The sequence below is a fragment of the Bradyrhizobium sp. USDA 3650 genome (assembly GCF_054057395.1).
This window is the reverse complement of record NZ_JBSRZG010000001.1, coordinates 2,350,540-2,368,915: the sequence shown is the minus strand read 5'-3', so window position 1 is coordinate 2,368,915 and position 18,376 is coordinate 2,350,540. Positions and strand designations below refer to the sequence as shown.

The following is an 18,376-nucleotide window of genomic DNA, read 5'->3' as shown; positions in this document are numbered from 1 at the left end:
CAACTGGCTGTCCTGGCCCGTTTCGACTACAGCAGAGCCATGGCGAAACAGGCGGAGCGGCGGGCTGCGACATCGGAGGCGATCCTGACGGCGGCGCGCCGCCTGTTCGGGACGCAAGGCTTTGCCGCGACGACGATGGACGAGATCGCCGAAGCCGCCCACGTTGCAAAGGGCGCGGTCTATCATCACTTCAAGACCAAGGAGGCGGTGTTCGAAGCGGTGTTCGACCAGGTCTCGCGCGACCTCGTCGCCGAGATCGACAGCACGGCCCGTGCCGAGAAGGACGTGCTTGCCGCGATGGTCGGAGGCACCCAGCATTATTTCGCCGCGACCGCCAAAGGCCCGACCAGTCAGATCATCCTGCGCGACGGCCCGGCCGTGCTCGGTTGGGAGCGCTGGCGCGAGATCGACACGAAACATTTCGGGGGCAAGCTGCCGCGTGCGATTGCGGCTGCGATGGAGGGCGGCCTGATCGCGCGGCAGCCGGTCGAGCCGCTGGCCCGGCTGCTGCTCGGCGCGGTCACGGAAGCGGCGGTCGCCTGCGCCGGACGCGCCGATATCGCAAGGGCGGGTGCGGAATATGCCCGTGCGTTCCGGTCGCTGGTCGAGGCGCTGCGCGTCGCTGCATGATCGTGCTAAGTGATGATTGGAAACGCCCACACCAACAAAAAGAACAGTAGCGCATGAACGCAACTTCCTCCCTGACGCCCTCCGACCCTGAGTTCGACTACATCATCGTCGGTGCCGGCTCTGCCGGCTGCGTGCTCGCCAACCGGTTGTCGGCCAACGGCAAGCACAGCGTGCTGCTGCTCGAGGCAGGCCCGAAGGATTCCAACATCTGGATCCACGTGCCGCTCGGCTACGGCAAGCTGTTCAAGGAAAAAACCGTCAACTGGATGTACCAGACCGAGCCGGAGCCCGAGCTGAAGGGCCGTCAGGTGTTCCAGCCGCGCGGCAAGACGCTGGGCGGATCGAGCTCGATCAATGGCCTGCTCTATGTCCGCGGCCAGCACGAGGATTACGACAGATGGCGTCAGCGCGGCAACGCCGGCTGGGGCTATGACGACGTGCTGCCCTATTTCAAGAAGGCCGAGAACCAGTCGCGCGGCGCCGATCAATATCACGGCAGCGGCGGCCCGCTGCCGGTGTCCAACATGGTGGTGACCGATCCGTTGTCGAAGGCCTTCATGGACGCCGCGGTCGAGAGCGGTCTGCCCTACAATCCCGATTTCAACGGCGCCACGCAGGAAGGCGTCGGCCTGTTCCAGACCACGACGCGCAACGGCCGCCGCGCCTCGACGGCGGTGGCCTATCTCGGCCCCGCCAAGGCCCGCGGCAATCTCAAGATCGAAACTGGCGCGCTCGGCCAGCGCGTGCTGTTCGAGGGCCGCCGCGCGGTCGGCGTTGAATACCGTCAGGGCGCCAATTTGCGCCGCGCCCGCGCGCGCAAGGAGATCGTGCTGTCGAGCGGCGCCTACAACTCGCCGCAGCTGCTCCAGCTCTCCGGCGTCGGACCCGCAGACCTCCTGCGCAAGCACGGCATCGATGTCGTGCTGGACGCGCCGGGCGTCGGGCACGATCTCCAGGATCACATGCAGGTCCGCATCGTGATGCGCTGCTCGCAGAAGATCACGCTCAACGACACCGTCAATCATCCGCTCCGCCGCACCATGGCCGGTGCGCGCTATGCGCTGTTCCGCAAAGGTTGGCTGACGATCGCGGCAGGCACGGCGGGCGCCTTCTTCAAGACCAGTCCGCGGCTGGCCTCGCCCGACATCCAGGTCCACTTCCTGCCGTTCTCGACCGACAAGATGGGCGAGAAACTTCATGGTTTCTCCGGCTTCACCGCGTCGGTATGCCAACTCCGTCCCGAAAGCCGCGGGTCCTTGCGCATCAAAAGCGCCGACCCGACGGTGCCGCCGGAGATCCGCATCAACTACATGTCGACCGAGACCGACCGCACCACCAACGTGGAAGGCCTGAAGATCCTGCGCAAGATATTGCATGCACCGGCGCTGAAGCCGTTCGTGGTCGACGAATACGATCCCGGAGCGAAGGTGTCCACGGATGCCGAGCTGCTGGATTATTGCCGTGAGCGGGGCAGCACCATCTACCATCCGACCTCGACCTGTCGTATGGGCAATGATGCGCTCGCGGTGGTCGATCAGCGGCTGAAGGTGAGGGGCCTCGAGGGCCTTCGTGTGGTCGACGGCTCGATCATGCCCGACCTGGTCTCGGGGAACACCAATGCGCCGATCATCATGATCGCCGAAAAGGCCTCCGACATGATATTGGAGGATGCGCGGTAAACTCGCGTCTCGAGAGGATTTGGGCTTGGCTACGCGATTCAAGATCGGCACACGCAAGAGCGCGATGGCGCTGGCACAGACGGAAGAGATCGCGCGCCGCCTGACCGCCGCCATGCCCGATCTCGACGTCGAGATCGTCAAATTCGACACCACGGGCGATCTCGACCAGACCAGCAAGCTGCTGCCCCATGGCGGCAAGGGCGGTGCTTTCGTGGCGCAGATCCGCGCCGCCGTGCTGTCGGGCGAGCTCCAGGCGGCGATGCATTCGCTGAAGGACATGCCCGGCAACGAAGACACGCCCGGTCTCGTGATCGGTGCCACGCTCTCGCGCGATCCTCCCAACGACGCGCTGGTGCTGCGTGAGGGCGTGACGCTGGAGGCATTGCGCCAATCTCGTGGCAAGGGTTTCAAGATCGGCACCAACGCCGTCCGCCGCGCCGCCTATGCGCGGCGATTGTTTCCCGACGTCGAGATCATCCATTTCCGCGGCGCGGCCGACACGCGCGTGCGAAAACTGGACAATGGCGAGAAGCAGCGCCTGCCGGATGGCGACGCGGTGGGGCCTGCGGACGCGCTGATCATGGCGCGGTCCGGCCTCGACCGCGTCGGCCTTTCCCATCGCATCGGCTACGAATTCTCCGCGGCGGAAATGCTGCCGGCAGCGGGGCAGGGCATCGTCGCGGTCGAATGCGCGGCACAGGACTGGCAGACGCGTCGCATCCTCGCATCGATCGACGATCCCGCTGCTCACGCCTGCGCCGATGCCGAGCGCGAAGTGCTGTGGGTGCTGAACGGCCATTGCAATTCGCCGGTGGCGGGCTTTTCGACCATTGCGGGCGATCAGATGTCGCTCACCGCGTCCGTGCTCGATCTCTCCGGCAACACCATCATCGAAGCCTTGCGTTCGGGTCCCGCCAATCGTCCCCGCGAACTCGGCCGTGCGGTAGGACTGGATCTGCTGGCCAGGGGCGCCGCCGAGATCATCGAGCGCAGCCGGCCGCGGTAAGCTTTCCCGCAGGTTCGCAATGACGAGGGGGACAGCGCTGCGATGATGGCATCATGCGCCTGTTTTGCCCGACGGGTCAAATGTTGGCGCGACCTGATGTGATGACGGCGCACCTGATTTCCGTCCGCCCTAAGTCATTGATCGGGCGTGGCCTCTCTACTGTGCATGGGGTTGTTTTCGCGCTTTTTGTTTTCCCGCTCCCCAGGCGCAAAATAAATCAGCCCCGCACCCGCTTCAGCATCTGCTCGACATGGGCGATCGGCGTCTCCGGCTGGATGCCGTGGCCGAGATTGAAGATGAACCGCCCTTGCGCGAAATTCGCCAGCGTGTTGTCGACCGCGCGGTCGAGCGCGGCGCCGCCTGTGATCAGCACCAGCGGATCGAGATTGCCCTGAACCGCAACCTTGCTCTGCACGCGCTCGCGGATGAAGTCCGGCTCCGCGGTCCAGTCGATGCTGACGGCGTTGACGCCGGTCGCCTCGACGAACCCGGGCAGTTGCGCACCGGCACCGCGCGGAAAGCCGATGATCTTCGCATCCGGCACCTTGGCGCGCACGCCTTCGACGATGCGCCGCGTCGGCTCGATCGACCAGCGCGCGAATTCGGCGGGTGGCAGCACGCCGGCCCAGGTGTCGAAGATCTGCAAGACGTTGGCGCCGGCCGCAAGCTGCGCCAGCAGATATTCGATCGAGTTCTCGACCAGCACGTCGATGATCTCAGCGAACGCCTCCGGATGCCGGTAGGCCATCATCCGCGCCGGCGCCTGGTCGGGCGTACCCTGGCCGGCGACCATGTAGGTCGCCACCGTCCACGGCGCGCCGCAGAAGCCGATCAGTGCGATCTTGGGATCGAGCGCCCCGCGCACGATCTTGAGGGCCTCGAACACCGGTGCGAGCTTGCCGAAATCGGCGTGCTTCGCCAGTGTCGCGACCTTGGCGGGATCATCCAGCGGTTCGAGCCGCGGACCCTCGCCGACCTCGAAGCGCACGGAACGTCCGAGCGCATAGGGGATCACCAGGATGTCGGAGAAGATGATCGCCGCATCGAAGCCGAACCTCCGGATCGGTTGCAGCGTCACCTCGGCGGCAAGCTCCGGGTTGAAGCAAAGGTCGAGGAAGCCGCCGGCCCTGGCGCGCACCTCGCGATATTCCGGCAAGTAACGGCCGGCCTGCCGCATCATCCAGACCGGCGGAATGACCTGCCGCTGGCCGGAGAGGACGTCGATGAAGGGTTTTGTGGCAGACTGGGGCACGAACGATCCTGAAGATGGTTAGGGCTCCTGATACACCGCCATGGCCCGAAGCGGAACAGGGGAACCAAGCGCAATTGGGCCGCGTTGACCAGCCAACGGAGGACGAGACCATGGCTGAGACATTCAACCCCGCGCCGCATGACAAGCACGCCGACGATCTGCACGAAGCGCTCGCCGCCGACCGCCACGCCAAGCTCGACGCCGGGCTGAAAGATACCTTCCCCGCGTCCGATCCCGTGAGCGCCGCCCAGCCGACGCCCTCGAAGGCCGATGCGGAGGCCGACAATCCGTCGCTCTGGGACAAGGTTAAGGCCATCTTCAGCTAAGGCGGGGAGCGCCGGATTCCGATAGGTTTGCTAATGCCTTGTTAGCGATGCGCCGATTCCGGCGTACGTACGACTACGGGAAACCGGCAACATCACTGCATATTTATCCCGGCGTTTCAGAGTTCAATAACAGAAGCAGCAGAAGTTCCGGAGATCGGAGATTTCTGCTGCATGAGCGCTGTGACCCAAAGAGCCGGATGGAGCCGCCTGCCGCTGCGAGCGGCTGCGTTCGTCGCGCTGACCTGCGTGGCCATCCTCGGCGTCAGCGGCTGGCGCGAATGGGCGGCGCGCGACGCGGTGCTCAAGGGTGCCGAGACCGAGATGGCGAATGTTGCTCGCTCGCTGACGCAGCATGCTGAGGACAGCCTCGATCTGCTGGATTCAGGCGTCGTCGGCGTCGTCAGCCGGCTGGAGATGGACGGCGCCGAGCCGGCCACGATCGCCAAGCTCAGAACCCTGCTGGAGGCGCGCAAGAAGGCGATGGAGCGTGTCCACAGCCTCGCCATCATCGACGAACACGGCAACTGGTTGACCTCGCCCGGCACGATCGGCTCGACCCTCAACGACGACGCGTTCTTCCGTTATCACCAGCTCTCGCCGAAACGGGAGCCCCATGTCGGCCGTCCCGTGAAGAGCCTGCTCGACGGCGAATGGGTCGTCACCCTGTCGCGCCGTTTCAACAAGCCCGACGGCAGCTTCGGCGGCGTTGTGCTCGCGACCATCAGCTCCAACTATCTCTCGCATTTCTACGAACAGTTCGAGATCGGCCGCAACAGCTCGGTGGCGTTGACGCACGGCGACGGCCTGATCATCGCGCGCAACCCGAGCAACGACAGGTTCGTCGGCCGCAGCGTTGCCGATACGCCGCTGTTTCGTGACGCCGGCCTGCAGCGGCCGGGCGGCGCCTATCATTTCAAGTCGCCACTCGACGGGGCCGAACGCGTCAGCTTCTTCAAGCGGTCTGGCCGCTATCCGCTGGTCCTGCTCGCCACCGTCGACAAGGCCGAACTGCTGGCGCCCTGGCGTGCTGCGGCGGTCTCTCGCATGCTCTACGTGCTCGCGCTGGTCATGCTGATCGCGATTATCGGTGCGGTGCTGGTGCGGCAGTTGCAACGGGGCCAGAGCATGGCGGCCGCGCTGGTCGAGAAGGAAGCACATTTCCGACTGCTTGCGGAAGGCTCCAGTGACATGGTCACCCGCATCGGGCTCGACGAGCGGCTGCGCTATGTCTCGCCGTCGTCGATTGGCGTCGTCGGCTGGCGCGCCAATCAGCTGATCGGGACCCTCGCGCTCGCCGGCGTTCACGCGGACGACCGGCCGCAGGTGCAGGCGCTCGTCGACGCCATGAAACGCGGCGAGAAGGAGGAGGTGCGCGTCACCTATCGCAACGCGCACCGGCAGAATGCCGAAGTCTGGCTCGAATCGACCATGCGGGTGACCCGCAAGGAGAATGGCCGCGTCGACGGCGTGGTCGCGATCTCGCGCGACATCACCGAGCAGAAGAAGCTCGAGACCCGGCTCGAAACGCTCGCGATCGAGGACAGCCTCACCGGGCTTGCCAATCGCCGCCGCTTCGATGAACGAGTGAAGGAGGAGTGGGCGCGTGCCTATCGCGAGCGCTCCAGCCTCTCTTTGCTGATGATCGATGTCGACCACTTCAAGTCTTACAACGACGAATACGGCCATCCCGCGGGCGATGCCTGCCTCCGGCAGGTGGCCCAGATCATCGCTGCTGAGGCGCAGCGTTCCGGCGATCTTGCGGCGCGCTACGGCGGCGAGGAGTTCGCCATGCTGCTGCCGAACACCGACGCTGCCGGCTGCGCGCTGATCGGCGACCGGATTCGACGGGCGATCCGCGATGCGGGCCTCGTCCACACCAGCAACCATGCGGCTGGCTGCGTCACCGCTTCGCTCGGCGGTGCTGCCTGCCGGCCGGCGCTGGAGCGCACGGCCGGCGTGGTCTCGCTGATCGAGGCCGCCGACCAAGCGCTCTATGCCGCCAAGGAGGCTGGGCGCAACCGGCTGATGATGTCGGGCGAGGTGAGCAACCTCCTGCTCAAGGCGTCCGGTCAGTAACCCCGCTCAATAATGCGGCGGACGCTCATTGGCGGCTCCCGGCGCATTCGCCTCGGCCTCCTGCAGCCGCTCGCCGAGCTCCGCGATCCTCCGCGTCAGCGCGTCGATCTGCTTCCACTGCGCGGTTATGGTCTGGTTCAGCGTCTCGATCGCGTCGTCCTGATAGGCGAGGCGCGTCTCCAGCGTGTCGATGCGCTCGCCGAGCGTCTTGATCTCATTTGTCACGTGCCGCGTCCTTATTTCGTTCGGGCGAGCCAAGTTGCTGCAAACCATGGCCAAGCGCGACGCGCTCGTCGAACACGAAGCATTCGCCGCGCCAGCGGCTCTCGGCCTCCGGCACCTCTTCCAGATATTTGAGAATGCCGCCCTTGAGGTGATAGACCTCGGCAAAGCCGCGCGCGAGCAGGTGCGCGCTCGCCTTCTCGCAGCGGATGCCGCCGGTGCAGAACATCGCGATTTTGCGGTGTTTGGCGGGATCGAGCTGCTCGGCCGCAAAATCTTTGAACTGGCCAAAGCTCCTGATGCCTGGGTCGAGCGCGCCGTCGAACGTCCCCATCGCCACCTCGAAGGCGTTCCTGGTGTCGAGCACCAGCGTGTCGGGCTCTTCGATGAGCGCGTTCCATTCGGCCGCATCGACATAGGTGCCGACCTGCCGCGTCGGATCGGCGGCTTCGTCACCAAGCGTGACGATCTCCTTCTTCAGCCGCACCTTGAGCCGGCCGAACGGCATTGTCTCGGCGGTCGAGAACTTCAGTTCGAGATTGTTCAACCTGCCGCTGAACATGTCGCCGTGCGCGAGCTCTTGGGCGAGGGCGTCGATCGCCTCGCCCGGGCCCGCGACCGTGCCGTTGATGCCCTCCTGCGCGAGCAGCACGCTGCCCTTCAGCGCAAGGCCGGCGCAGAACGCGCGCAGCGGCTCGCGCAACTCGCGGTAATCGGGCAGGGCGGCGAACTGGTAGAAGGCGGCGACCTTGTAAATCATGGCGCCCGTTTAGCAGGCGCAGCGCGCCCGGAAAACCCGCAGCGAGCAGCTCTATTCCCAGCGGATGGCAGCCATTTCCCTGGTATGCCAGCATTGCCCCCGCCGGCCGGAATGTGTCATGTAGGCCCGGTTTTCCGAGCCGGCGCGCCATCCGCGCCAGACGCCCAACGAGAGCAAGAATTCGATGAGAAACTTCCATTTCCCCGGCAGGTCCACGGTCCACGCCACCAACGCGATGGTGGCGACCTCGCATCCGCAGGCGTCGCTCGCCGCGATCGAGGTGCTGCGCGAGGGCGGCACGGCGGTGGACGCGGCCGTCGCGGGCTCGGCCATTCTCGGGGTGATCGAGCCGCAATCGACCGGCATCGGCGGCGACTGCTTTGCGCTGATCCAGCCGCGCGGTGAGGGTAAGATCATCGCCTATAACGGGTCCGGTCGCGCCCCGAAGGCGGCGAACGCCGACTGGTATCTCGAGCGCAAGATCAACTCCGTGCCGCTGACCTCGGCGCATGCAGTCTCGATCCCCGGCGTGATCGACGCCTTTGCGACCGTCTTGCGCGATCACGGCAAGTTCGGCTTCGACCGGCTGCTTCAGCCCGCGATCAAGGCGGCCGAGGAAGGCTACGTCGTCGCGCCCCGCATCGCTTTCGACTGGAAGAACCAGTTCGAGAAGCTGAAGGCCGGCACCAACACGGAGCGGTATCTGCTGCCGCACGGCAAGCCGCCGGTGGCCGGCGACGTCATCCGCCAGGCCGAGCTCGGCAAGACGCTGCGGGCGATCGCCAAGGACGGGCGCGACGCCTTCTACAAGGGCCCGATCGCGGAAGACATGGTGGAGACCCTGCGCGGAATCGGCGGCCTGCACACGCTCGACGATTTCGCCGCGCATACCACCGAAACGACGACGCCGATCGGCACCATGTACAAGGGCTACGACGTCTGGCAGTGCCCGCCGAACGGACCGGGCCTCACCATGCTGCTGATGTTGAACATCCTGTCGCGGTTCGACCTGACCAAATACGCGCCGCTCAGCGTCGAGCGTTTCCACCTCGAAGCCGAGGCCGCGCGCATCGCCTACATGCACCGCGAGCTGCATGTCGCCGATCCCGAGCATATGCAGGTCGAGGTCGCCAAGATCCTCGCCAAGGAATACTGCAACGAGCACATCGACAAGATCCGCATGGACGGCATGCTCGACCTGCCGAACGTCGCGCCGCCGATGAATCCCTCGACCATCTACATCACTGTCGTGGACAAGGACCGCAACGTCTGCTCGTTCATCAACTCGGTCGCGCATTCCTTCGGCTCGGCCATCGTCTCGAACAAGACCGGGGTTCTGCTCCAGAACCGCGCCGGCGGCTTCCGCATCCAGCCCGGCCATCCGAATTGCATCGCCGGCGGCAAGCGCCCGCTGCACACGATCATGCCGAGCCTGCTCACCAAGGGCGGCCGTTCCGTGATGCCGTTCGCGGTGATGGGCGGACAGTATCAGCCGGTTGGCCAGACCCATGTGGTGACCAACATTCTCGACTATGGCTGCGACGTGCAGGAGGCGATCGATATGCCTCGCGGCCTGCATTACGAGGGCCAGTACCAGCTCGAGGACAGCGTGCCGGCCGAGATCGTCGAAGGCCTGAAGAAACTCGGCCACAAGACCACCAGCGTCGTCGGTCCGCTCGGCGGCGCGCAGGCGATCTGGATTGACTGGGACAAGGGCACGCTCACCGGCGGTTCCGATCCGCGCAAGGACGGTTGCGCGCTCGGGTACTGACCGCCGCGCACAGGTTCCCGGCGCAAGATCAGGAAAAGTTGACGAAGGGGCGACGCGGCATTTGCTGCGTCGCCCTTTCTCGTTCGGAACGGAGCTCATTGCTTCAGGTTAAGGGCCGATGAGCGGTGCAGGCGTGCGCTGCTTGCCCGAAGCGGCGGAGGCCCTCCATGTCCGAAAAACCAGGTTCCGGACCATCCGGATTCGATCGGCGCGCCTTCATGGCGGGCGCTGCCGGCAGTGCGCTGGTCCCGATGACGGCGCGTGCGGCCGCGCAGGATGCGAGCGTGGCGGCCGCCCAGGATCCGGCGCTTCCGGTCGATGTCACGCTACGGGTCAATGGCAAGGACAAGCGCCTGCACATCGACTCGCGCACGACGGTGCTCGACGCGCTGCGGGAGCATCTCAAGCTCACCGGCAGCAAAAAGGGCTGCGACCACGGCCAATGTGGTGCCTGCACGGTGCTGATCGACGATCGACGCGTGGTCTCGTGCCTGACGCTCGCGCTCGCCGCCGAGGGGCAGGAGATCACGACGATAGAAGGCCTTGCCACCGACGATCATCTGCATCCGATGCAGCAGGCCTTCGTCGACAACGACGCGTTTCAATGCGGATATTGTACGCCGGGCCAGATCATGTCCGCCGTGGCCTGCGTCAAGGAGGGGCATGCGGGCAGCGAGGCCGACATCCGCGAATACATGAGCGGCAACATCTGCCGCTGCGCCGCCTATCCCAACATCGTCGCCGCCGTGAAGCAGGCCGCGCCCGAGATCATGAAAGGCTAGGCGCATGCGACCGTTTTCATATCAAAGGGCAACAGACCCCGACATGGCCGTGCAGGCGCTCAGTGCTGCCGCGGCTGCGAACAATCCGCTGACCAAGGCTACAGCGCAGCCGCTCGCGGGCGGCACCACGCTGATCGACCTGATGAAGCTCGACGTGATGCGGCCCGCCGCGATCGTCGATATCAATCCGCTTGCGCGCAGCTGGTCGGCGATCGAGCTCGGCAGTGACGGCTTGCGGCTCGGCGCGCTGGCGAAGATGTCCGACGTGGCCGCGCATGCCGAGATCCAGCGCAACTATCCGGTGATCGCGAATTCCCTGAAGCTCGCCGCCAGCGCCCAGCTGCGCAACATGGCGACGCTCGGCGGCAACGTGATGCAGCGAACGCGTTGCAGCTATTTCCGTGATGTCTCCTATGAGAATTGCAACAAACGCAATCCTGGCTCGGGCTGTGCCGCGATGGATGGCGTCAATCGCATGCATGCGGTGCTCGGCACGTCCGATCAGTGCATCGCGACCTATCCCGGCGATTTTGCGCAGGCCCTGATCGCGCTCGATGCGATGGTCGAGATCACCGGCAGGTCCGGCACGCGCAACCTGCCCTTCGCAGGCTTGCACAAGGCACCCGGCAAGACGCCGGACATCGAGACCACGCTTCGGCCCGGTGAGCTGATCTCTGCGTTCTCCATTCCCGGCCGCTGGCCGCGCTCGGTGTATCTCAAGGCGCGCGACCGTCAGTCCTACGAGTTCGCGCTGTCGTCGGCTGCGGTCGCGCTCGACGTGCAGGATGGCGCGATCAGGGACGCGCGTGTCGCGCTCGGCGGCGTCGCCACCGTGCCGTGGCGGGCGCGCGAGGCGGAGGCGCTGCTGAAGGGACAGACATTCGACGACGGTCTGGCGCAGCGTGTGGCCGATGCCGCGTTTGCCGACGCCAGGAGCCGCCGGCACAACGGCTTCAAGATCGCGCTCGGCAGGCGCGTGGTGGCGCGCGCGCTCCAGCAGGCCGTAACGATGGAGATCTGATCATGACCGCTGCAGCTCCCGAGCCGAAAGCAAACATGGGCCGTCCCGTGCCGCGCTATGACGCGGCCGCAAAGGTCACGGGCCGGGCGACTTATGCGTCCGACATGCCGCTCGACAATCCAGCCTACGCAGTCCTGGTCACGAGCGCCATCGCCAAGGGCCGCATCGACAGTTTCGATCTCGACGATGCCAGGCGGGTCCGCGGCGTGATCGACATCGTCACGCACGACAACGCTCCGAAGCTGAAGGAATCGAAACTGTTCAGCAATGGCGGCTATGCCGGCACAACGATCCAGCCGCTGAAATCGGCGGACATCGCCCATGACGGCCAGATCATCGCCGTCGTCATCGCCGAGAGTTACGAGGCGGCGCGCGAAGCCGCCAATCGCGTCAAGGTCAGCTACACGGCCGTAGCGCCGAGTGCGAGCTTCGAGTCGCCAGGGACCACCACGGCAGCGGCAAAGGGACAGAACGCACAGTTCAAGGAAGACCCGGAGGTCGGCGATTTCGCAAAGGCGTTCGACGCGGCCGAGGTCAAGCTCACCGCCTCCTATGAAACGCCGACCCAGCACCACAACCCGATGGAGCTGTTTACGACGAGCTGCGCCTGGATGGGCGACGAGCTCGTCATCTACGAGGGCAGCCAGTATGTGTACGGCCTGAAGAACGGCGTCGCCGAGCAGCTCGGCATCGACGCCGACAAGGTCCGCGTCGTCAATCCCTATGTCGGCGGCGGCTTTGGGTCGCGCGGCTCGATGACGCCCCGCACCGCCATCATCGCAGGCATTGCCAAACGCCTGAACCGGCCGATCAAGCTGGTGCCGACCCGTGACCAGGGGTTCACCATCGCCACCTACCGCGCCGAGACGCGCCATGAGATCAGGCTTGGTGCGGGTCGGGACGGCAAGCTGGTGGCCTTGAGGCACGACGGCGCGGAGGTTTCGTCGCGCCCGGATCCCTATTGCGTCGGCGGCACCAAGACCACGACGCGGCTCTATGCCTGCCCGAACGTCGCCAGTCTGGTGTCGATCGTGCGCGCCGACCGCAATACGCCCGGCTTCATGCGCTCCCCGCCGGAGGTTCCGTATCTCTTCGCGCTGGAGAGCGCGATGGACGAGCTCGCGGTGAAGCTGAACATGGACCCCGTCGAGCTCCGCCGCATCAACGACACCACCATGGAGCCGATCGGCGGCAAGCCCTATACGTCGCGGTCATTGATGGCGTGCTTCGACGAGGCCGCCAGGGCGTTCGGCTGGTCGCAGCGCTCGCCGCAGCCGAAATCGATGTCGGACGGCGACTGGCTGGTCGGCTATGGCTGTGCCGCCACCTGCTATCCGACGCAGATGGCGCCCTCTGCCGCGCGCGTTCGCCTCCAGCGCGACGGCCGTACCCGGGTCGAGATCGCCGGTCACGAGATCGGCACCGGTGCGTATACCGTCATCGCCCAGACCGCGGCCGAGCGGCTCGGCGTGCCCCTGGAGAAGGTCGCGGTCTTCCTGGGTGACAGCGATCTGCCGCCGGCGCCTGTTGCCGGCGGTTCGAACTCGACTGCCAGCACCTGCTCGGCGGTAATGATGGTGTGCGACCGGATTCGTCAAAGGCTGTTCAAGGCCGTAATGCCGAGCGACAGCCTCACCGATAAGGCCAAGGAGACTGTCGGCATCAGCCAGGCGCCGAGCACGCAGGCGGCGCAGAGCGATCGTCCTCTCGATCTTGAGAAGGCCTTCGACGCGCTCGGCGTCGGTATCGTCGAGGAATACGGCGAGTGGAAGCCCGAAGGCGCGCCGCTGGATTCCTTCACGGCGATGCACAGCGGGCACGCGCGGCTCGTCGGTGGCCATCAGATGAAGGACAAGATCGCCTACGCCTTCGGCGCCGAGTTCGTCGAAGTCCGCGTCAATCGCTTTACCCATGAAATTCGCTGCCCCCGGCTGGTGGGAGCGTTCGCGGCGGGCCGCATCATGAACCCGCGCACGGCGCGCAGCCAGCTCATGGGCGGCCTGATCTGGGGCATGTCCTCGGCGCTGCTGGAGGCCACCGAGATCGACGAGCGCAATGCACGCTACGTCAACGACAATCTTGCCGACTATCTCGTGCCCGTGAATGCCGACGTGCTCGGCGTCGAGGTGATCCTGCTTTCCGAGCAGGACGATCACATCAACCCGGCAGGCGTGAAGGGCCTCGGCGAGCTCGCCAATGTCGGCACCAATGCGGCGATCTGCAATGCGATCTATCACGCCACGGGCCGGCGCATCCGCAAGCTGCCCGTGCGGCTCGAAAATATCGAGGTGTGAGGGGTGGAAACGGCGTCGGCGTTGCGCTAGACACCTTGCGCCTCAAACGGAAGGTCTCTTATGCAGCGTTTACAGCGCGTGCTCCTCGCCATCATGTCGGCACTCGCGATCACCGTGATCGCCGGCGTGTCCGATTTCGTTTCCACCACGGCCTCGGCCCAGACCGCAGGGAAGACCATGACCACAGCTTCAGGTTTGCAGATCACCGACAGCGTCGCCGGCACCGGCGCTTCGCCCAAGCCCGGCCAGATCTGCGTGATGCACTACACCGGCTGGCTCTACGAGAACGGCCAGAAGGGCAAGAAATTCGATTCGTCGGTCGACCGCAACGAGCCGTTCGAATTCCCGATCGGCAAGGGCCGCGTCATCGCCGGCTGGGACGAGGGTGTTGCCTCCATGAAGGTCGGCGGCAAGCGTACGCTGATCATTCCACCGCAGCTCGGCTATGGCGCCCGCGGCGCAGGCGGCGTGATCCCGCCAAACGCGACGCTGATGTTCGACGTGGAATTGCTCGGGGTGAAGTAAGCCCGCAAACAAAAAGACCGGCCCCTCGGCCGGTCTTTTCGCTTTCAGTGCGACGGTGTTATCTCGTCTTATTCCGTCGCGCGCTTGGCCGCAGCGGCTGCGCGATCGACCGCATCCTTCGCGGCATCCTTGGCGTCGCCCATGGCCTGCTGGCCCTTGCCCTTCACTTCCTGGACTGCACCTTCACCCTTCAGGCGCTCGGACCCGGTGGCTTCACCGACGCCCTGCTTGGCCTTGCCCATTGCCTCGTTTGCGGTGCCCTTGATCTTGTCGGTCGTGCTACCCATGAAACTCTCCTTGCGTTTTGCTCGCTAGGACAACGTTCGACGGCTATGAGGGTTCCGATTTTGTTGTGGCTCGATGTCGCGGCTTTGGGTTAGTTTGCCGCGCACGGAACCAACAGAAAGCAATCCCATGACCGGCCATGACCATTCGCATTCCCACCATGACCACGATCACGACGATCGGTGGAAACATGACGGCGTGCGCGTCATTCCCGGCAACCAGCTCGATACCAACGTGCCGTCGACGGCGGGCATGGACCGCGCGGCCGCGATCAATTTCGCGCACGTCGGTGCGCAGAAATTGTGGGCGGGCACCGTCAGCATCAAGCCCGACGCCAAGACCGGTGCGCACCACCACGGCCATCTCGAAAGCGTCATCTACGTGGTGAAGGGCAAGGCGCGGATGCGCTGGGGCGAGAGCCTGCAATTCACCGCGGAAGCCGGCCCCGGCGACTTCATTTTCGTCCCGCCCTATGTGCCGCATCAGGAGATCAACGCCAGCGCGGACGAGGTGCTGGAATGCGTCCTGGTGCGCAGCGACGGCGAGGCGGTCGCGGTCAACCTCGACATCGAGCCGATCGAGAAGCCCGAGACCGTGCTGTGGGTCGATCCCATTCACCGCGATCCGAACGAGAAGAAGTGAGAAGCGCCTGAAAGCCAGCGGGTTCTGTGCGACAGAACCTCGCAGGCAAGGTCCAAAAAAAGATCCGGAAGCCGTGTCGGATCGCCGCCTGGCCGTCCGTCCTTGGGCAGAACCCCGCCCAAGGAGCTCCGATGCCCAGGATGATTTTCCTCAATCTGCCCGTGACCGACCTCAAGCGCGCCACTGCCTTTTACGAGGCGGTCGGTGCGACCAGGAACCCGCAATTCAGCGACGAAACAGCGAGCTGCATGGTCTTTTCCGAGACCATCTACGCGATGCTGACGACCCACGAGAAATTCCGTCAGTTCACGCCGAAGCCGATCTCGGATGCGAAGACCTCAAACCAGGCGCTGTTCTGCCTGTCCGCCGATAGCCGGACCGAGGTCGACGATATCGTCAGCAGGGCCGCGGCTGCAGGCGGGGCGGCCGATCCCAGCCCGAAGGACGAATACAGTTTCATGTACGGCCGCAGCTTCGAGGATCCGGACGGCCACATGTGGGGCGTGAACTGGATGGACATGGCAGCCTTCGCGGCGCAGTCCGACATGGCGAACGCCTGATCTGAGCCCACGATAGCAAGAAACCGAAGAGGAGCATTCACGATGTCCAAGCTCGTGCCCTGCATGTGGTTCAACGGCGATGCCGAGGAAGCCGCGAAGTTCTACGTCTCGCTCGTGCCGAATTCGGCGATCACGCACGTTCAGCGCAACGTTTCAGATGGCCCGTCCGGCAAGGAAGGCTCCGTGCTCGTCGTCGAGTTCTCAGTGGCGGGACAGCCTTTGGTCGCGCTCAACGGCGGCATGAAAATGGAATACACCCACGCGATCTCGCTGATGATCCATTGCGACGATCAGGCCCAGGTCGACAGCGTCTGGAATGCCTTTCTGGCCCATGGTGGCAAGGCAGAGCAGTGCGGCTGGCTCAGGGATCGCTGGGGCGTGGCCTGGCAGGTCGTGCCGAAGGTGATGTTCGAATTCCTCTCGAGCCCCGACAAGGCGGCTGCCGCACGCGCGATGCAGGCCATGATGAAGATGGTCAAGCTGGACGTGGAAACCGTGCGCCGCGCGTTCGAAGGCAAGTCGGCGGCGTGAAGGGCGTGCCCTTGCCACATACTCACTGTCATCGCCCGGCTTGACCGGGCGATCCAGTACGCCGAGACGGTCGTTGGTCAATCGATAGGCCGCGGCGTACTGGATGCCCCGGTCGAGCCGGGGCATGACAGCGGAATTTGAGGCGAAGGCCCGCCGCTAATAATTGATCCGCAGCCCCACGCCGCCATGGATGGTGTTGCCCACCGGCTGCGGGCCGAGCGTGCCGTTGGCGAACAGGTCGACGATCCAGCCCTTCTGCACGCGGAAGCCTAGCCGGCCGCCATATTCGAACCAGCCCTGGTTGCCCATGGTCGGCACCACCGTGCCGTCGCCGGTCACGCTAGCGACGATGCCGCTATGGCCAGCGAATGACTGCACCCAGCCGCCGTTGATGTTGGCCTCGATATTGCTGCCGTAGAGATGCGTCCACTGCGCGCCGATCTTGACCAGGCTGGTGCGGTCGGTGCCGGTCGCGATGCTGGCGTCGAACGGATTGAACGCCACTGCGCTGTCGGTGTAGCCCGAGACGCGCTGCCAGAGCTGCCAGACCTCGATCGAGGCGGCGACCTCGTCGCGGGGCGACACGCGACTTATCCAGCCGGCGCGACCGTAGACGGCGTAGTTCGCGGCGTTGGTCGAACTCGTGACGCTCACCGGGCCGAGGCTGGTGTTGTAGCTGCGGGTGTAGCGCGCCTTCTCCCACGGCGTCAGGATCGTGCCGACGTCGAAGAATGGACGCGACGAGCCCCAGTCGGTGAAGTCATAGCGTAGCGCGAATGCGCCGATCGGCGCGCTGGTGATGTTGTAGCCGCCTTCGCTGTATTGCGTGTAGGCGATGCCGGCGAGCAGCGACAGATTGTTGGTCAGCTCCTTGCGGCCGTGGATGCCGGCCGAGAACGAGCCGGCGGAGCCGAACGCGCTGACGCAGTTGCTGCAATTGACCTGCTCGTTGACGCCGAGCAGCACCGTGCCGAGCACCCGGTTGGTGATCATCTGGTTGAAGCGCTGATTGGCAAGGCCGCCGATCGAGCCGCCGCTGGAATCCGCGCCGGTTGGCGTCGGCGTCGGGCTCGGCGAGGAGGACGGAAAAGGGCTCGGCGACGATGACGGGTAGGGGCTGGGCGAGGGCGAGGGGCTGTAGGTCGACGTCGGCGAGGGGGAATAGCTCGGCGCCGGGGTTGGCGTCGGCTCTGCTGCCGCCGGACGGGCATCGAACGCGACAAACGCAAACGCAGCCACGGCGGTCAGCGCGCTCGCGAGCGTGAAGCGCATGACATTAGTGGATTTCGCCATCTTCAGCGTCCGCACAGCATGCCGTCGTCATGGACGGCGGGCGTGATGGTCGGCGATGCGTCCGCATATTGGTTGACCGCGCACAGTCCCGCGCTCGCGGCACAGGTCGCGGCAAAGGTCCAGGGCGGCGTATTGGTTTTACTGATAGAGACCTTGCCGCCGGTCGAGGTGATGATTGCGGTGTCGCCGGGCTGGGTGAGCTGCACGCATTGTTGGCTCGTCGTGCAGACACTGGCGGCGCCGTCCTGCAGCACGACGACCGAGCGGCCGCGCTGGGACAGGATATCGAGCGTGGTTCCGCGCACGCCGATGGTCGCGAGCGGGGTCGTGATCTTGTAGGCGGTCTTCTCGGAATGTCCGGTGACGAAACGGAATGCGCCGGTCGTCATGCGGATTGCGACGTCGCGATAGCTGTGCTCGTCGTTGAAGACGGTGCGGTCGAGTTTGAGCGTCGCGCTCGGACCGAGCGACAGATTGGTGCTGTCGGCCATCACGAAGCGCGCCGCGCTGCCGGCGCCGGTGCGCACGGTCTCGTCCCGCAGCATGCTGTCGCCGACGCTGATCGGCGTCGTTGTCGTGGCGACGCGAACGACTTCATTCTGAATCACGACGGCTTCACCGACGCGCGTCTGCGCCTGCGCGCAAGGGGCCACGCAAAAGGCGGTCGAGAAGAGCGTGGAGAAAAGCCAGAAACGCAAATTCATTTCGCAACCGATCGATG

19 protein-coding genes are annotated in these 18,376 nt (G+C 65.2%); 13 read left to right on the top strand and 6 right to left on the bottom strand.

The features are described 5' to 3' along the window. The first annotated feature begins 39 nt into the window (after window positions 1–39). Genes ACVIN2_RS11240 through hemC form a run of 3 tightly spaced genes read left to right on the top strand, consistent with a single transcriptional unit; the run spans window position 40 to window position 3,315 of the window. Window positions 40–630, top strand: coding sequence for a TetR/AcrR family transcriptional regulator (locus ACVIN2_RS11240; RefSeq protein WP_456765670.1), 591 nt, complete (start codon window positions 40–42; stop codon window positions 628–630). A 53-nt stretch (window positions 631–683) separates the two neighbouring features. Beyond that, window positions 684–2,309 (top strand): GMC family oxidoreductase, encoded by a 1,626-nt coding sequence (locus ACVIN2_RS11235; RefSeq protein ID WP_456765669.1) that lies wholly within the window; start codon window positions 684–686, stop codon window positions 2,307–2,309. Window positions 2,310–2,334: 25 nt separating this feature from the next. Further along, a complete protein-coding gene (gene hemC / locus ACVIN2_RS11230; protein WP_456765668.1) occupies window positions 2,335–3,315 on the top strand; it encodes a hydroxymethylbilane synthase in 981 nt (326 codons plus the stop codon). Window positions 3,316–3,532: 217 nt separating this feature from the next. Here hemC and hemE read toward each other — a convergent pair whose 3' ends face one another. Next, on the bottom strand, window positions 3,533–4,567 hold the full coding sequence (hemE, locus tag ACVIN2_RS11225; RefSeq protein ID WP_456765667.1) for a uroporphyrinogen decarboxylase: 1,035 nt from the start codon (window positions 4,565–4,567) through the stop codon (window positions 3,533–3,535). Between the two features lie 110 nt (window positions 4,568–4,677). Between hemE and ACVIN2_RS11220 the strand changes: the two genes are divergently transcribed. Further along, window positions 4,678–4,893 (top strand): hypothetical protein, encoded by a 216-nt coding sequence (locus ACVIN2_RS11220; RefSeq protein ID WP_007595236.1) that lies wholly within the window; start codon window positions 4,678–4,680, stop codon window positions 4,891–4,893. A 171-nt stretch (window positions 4,894–5,064) separates the two neighbouring features. Next, entirely contained in the window at window positions 5,065–6,969 is a 1,905-nt protein-coding gene (locus ACVIN2_RS11215) for a sensor domain-containing diguanylate cyclase (protein WP_456765666.1), read from the top strand. A 6-nt stretch (window positions 6,970–6,975) separates the two neighbouring features. Here ACVIN2_RS11215 and ACVIN2_RS11210 read toward each other — a convergent pair whose 3' ends face one another. After that, on the bottom strand, window positions 6,976–7,194 hold the full coding sequence (locus ACVIN2_RS11210) for a SlyX family protein (RefSeq protein ID WP_007606917.1): 219 nt from the start codon (window positions 7,192–7,194) through the stop codon (window positions 6,976–6,978). Then, entirely contained in the window at window positions 7,184–7,951 is a 768-nt protein-coding gene (gene trhO / locus ACVIN2_RS11205; protein ID WP_456765665.1) for an oxygen-dependent tRNA uridine(34) hydroxylase TrhO, read from the bottom strand. The genes ACVIN2_RS11210 and trhO overlap by 11 nt, the downstream gene beginning before the upstream one ends. A gap of 184 nt (window positions 7,952–8,135) precedes the next feature. Between trhO and ggt the strand changes: the two genes are divergently transcribed. The 5 genes from ggt to ACVIN2_RS11180 all read left to right on the top strand — a co-directional run bounded on the left by ggt (window position 8,136) and on the right by ACVIN2_RS11180 (window position 14,344). Beyond that, entirely contained in the window at window positions 8,136–9,722 is a 1,587-nt protein-coding gene (gene ggt, locus ACVIN2_RS11200) for a gamma-glutamyltransferase (RefSeq protein ID WP_456765664.1), read from the top strand. 167 nt (window positions 9,723–9,889) lie between these two features. Next, the gene (locus tag ACVIN2_RS11195) at window positions 9,890–10,504 is read left to right on the top strand and encodes a (2Fe-2S)-binding protein (protein WP_456765663.1); all 615 of its coding nucleotides are present in this window, start codon (window positions 9,890–9,892) and stop codon (window positions 10,502–10,504) included. Window positions 10,505–10,508: 4 nt separating this feature from the next. After that, the gene (locus tag ACVIN2_RS11190; RefSeq protein WP_456765662.1) at window positions 10,509–11,525 is read left to right on the top strand and encodes an FAD binding domain-containing protein; all 1,017 of its coding nucleotides are present in this window, start codon (window positions 10,509–10,511) and stop codon (window positions 11,523–11,525) included. Window positions 11,526–11,527: 2 nt separating this feature from the next. Then, entirely contained in the window at window positions 11,528–13,819 is a 2,292-nt protein-coding gene (locus ACVIN2_RS11185) for a xanthine dehydrogenase family protein molybdopterin-binding subunit (RefSeq protein ID WP_456765661.1), read from the top strand. Window positions 13,820–13,879: 60 nt separating this feature from the next. Beyond that, window positions 13,880–14,344, top strand: a complete 465-nt coding sequence (locus ACVIN2_RS11180; RefSeq protein ID WP_007606926.1) for an FKBP-type peptidyl-prolyl cis-trans isomerase — start codon at window positions 13,880–13,882, stop codon at window positions 14,342–14,344. 68 nt (window positions 14,345–14,412) lie between these two features. Here the strand turns inward: ACVIN2_RS11180 and ACVIN2_RS11175 are convergent, their stop codons facing one another. Continuing rightward, the gene (locus ACVIN2_RS11175) at window positions 14,413–14,631 is read right to left on the bottom strand and encodes a CsbD family protein (RefSeq protein WP_007606928.1); all 219 of its coding nucleotides are present in this window, start codon (window positions 14,629–14,631) and stop codon (window positions 14,413–14,415) included. Between the two features lie 127 nt (window positions 14,632–14,758). On the opposite strand from ACVIN2_RS11175, the gene ACVIN2_RS11170 reads away from it, so the two are divergent. From ACVIN2_RS11170 to ACVIN2_RS11160, 3 genes are all read left to right on the top strand, one after another. Next, window positions 14,759–15,271 carry a cupin domain-containing protein gene (locus tag ACVIN2_RS11170; RefSeq protein ID WP_456765660.1) on the top strand — a complete coding sequence of 171 codons (513 nt, stop codon included), beginning with the start codon at window positions 14,759–14,761 and terminating at the stop codon, window positions 15,269–15,271. A gap of 131 nt (window positions 15,272–15,402) precedes the next feature. After that, the gene (locus ACVIN2_RS11165) at window positions 15,403–15,831 is read left to right on the top strand and encodes a VOC family protein (RefSeq protein WP_456765659.1); all 429 of its coding nucleotides are present in this window, start codon (window positions 15,403–15,405) and stop codon (window positions 15,829–15,831) included. Between the two features lie 42 nt (window positions 15,832–15,873). Further along, entirely contained in the window at window positions 15,874–16,362 is a 489-nt protein-coding gene (locus ACVIN2_RS11160) for a VOC family protein (RefSeq protein WP_456765658.1), read from the top strand. A gap of 156 nt (window positions 16,363–16,518) precedes the next feature. Here the strand turns inward: ACVIN2_RS11160 and ACVIN2_RS11155 are convergent, their stop codons facing one another. Both ACVIN2_RS11155 and ACVIN2_RS11150 read right to left on the bottom strand, forming a co-directional pair. Further along, entirely contained in the window at window positions 16,519–17,655 is a 1,137-nt protein-coding gene (locus tag ACVIN2_RS11155; protein WP_456765657.1) for a hypothetical protein, read from the bottom strand. Window positions 17,656–17,657: 2 nt separating this feature from the next. After that, complete coding sequence (locus ACVIN2_RS11150) at window positions 17,658–18,359, bottom strand: FecR family protein (RefSeq protein WP_456765656.1); 702 nt, start codon at window positions 18,357–18,359, stop codon at window positions 17,658–17,660. Between the last annotated feature and the right edge of the window lie 17 nt (window positions 18,360–18,376).

Excerpts from the sequence above, each read along its gene's own strand:
- ACVIN2_RS11150 (WP_456765656.1), bottom strand. The coding sequence starts at position 18,359 with ATGAATTTGCGTTTCTGGCTTTTCTCCACGCTCTTCTCGACCGCCTTT.
- ACVIN2_RS11185 (WP_456765661.1), top strand. The coding sequence starts at position 11,528 with ATGACCGCTGCAGCTCCCGAGCCGAAAGCAAACATGGGCCGTCCCGTG.
- trhO (WP_456765665.1), bottom strand. The coding sequence starts at position 7,951 with ATGATTTACAAGGTCGCCGCCTTCTACCAGTTCGCCGCCCTGCCCGAT.
- ACVIN2_RS11160 (WP_456765658.1), top strand. The coding sequence starts at position 15,874 with ATGTCCAAGCTCGTGCCCTGCATGTGGTTCAACGGCGATGCCGAGGAA.
- ACVIN2_RS11175 (WP_007606928.1), bottom strand. The coding sequence starts at position 14,631 with ATGGGTAGCACGACCGACAAGATCAAGGGCACCGCAAACGAGGCAATG.
- ACVIN2_RS11195 (WP_456765663.1), top strand. The coding sequence starts at position 9,890 with ATGTCCGAAAAACCAGGTTCCGGACCATCCGGATTCGATCGGCGCGCC.
- ACVIN2_RS11190 (WP_456765662.1), top strand. The coding sequence starts at position 10,509 with ATGCGACCGTTTTCATATCAAAGGGCAACAGACCCCGACATGGCCGTG.
- ACVIN2_RS11220 (WP_007595236.1), top strand. The coding sequence starts at position 4,678 with ATGGCTGAGACATTCAACCCCGCGCCGCATGACAAGCACGCCGACGAT.
- ACVIN2_RS11215 (WP_456765666.1), top strand. The coding sequence starts at position 5,065 with ATGAGCGCTGTGACCCAAAGAGCCGGATGGAGCCGCCTGCCGCTGCGA.
- ACVIN2_RS11155 (WP_456765657.1), bottom strand. The coding sequence starts at position 17,655 with ATGGCGAAATCCACTAATGTCATGCGCTTCACGCTCGCGAGCGCGCTG.
- ggt (WP_456765664.1), top strand. The coding sequence starts at position 8,136 with ATGAGAAACTTCCATTTCCCCGGCAGGTCCACGGTCCACGCCACCAAC.
- ACVIN2_RS11180 (WP_007606926.1), top strand. The coding sequence starts at position 13,880 with ATGCAGCGTTTACAGCGCGTGCTCCTCGCCATCATGTCGGCACTCGCG.
- ACVIN2_RS11170 (WP_456765660.1), top strand. The coding sequence starts at position 14,759 with ATGACCGGCCATGACCATTCGCATTCCCACCATGACCACGATCACGAC.
- ACVIN2_RS11240 (WP_456765670.1), top strand. The coding sequence starts at position 40 with ATGGCGAAACAGGCGGAGCGGCGGGCTGCGACATCGGAGGCGATCCTG.
- ACVIN2_RS11235 (WP_456765669.1), top strand. The coding sequence starts at position 684 with ATGAACGCAACTTCCTCCCTGACGCCCTCCGACCCTGAGTTCGACTAC.
- ACVIN2_RS11165 (WP_456765659.1), top strand. The coding sequence starts at position 15,403 with ATGCCCAGGATGATTTTCCTCAATCTGCCCGTGACCGACCTCAAGCGC.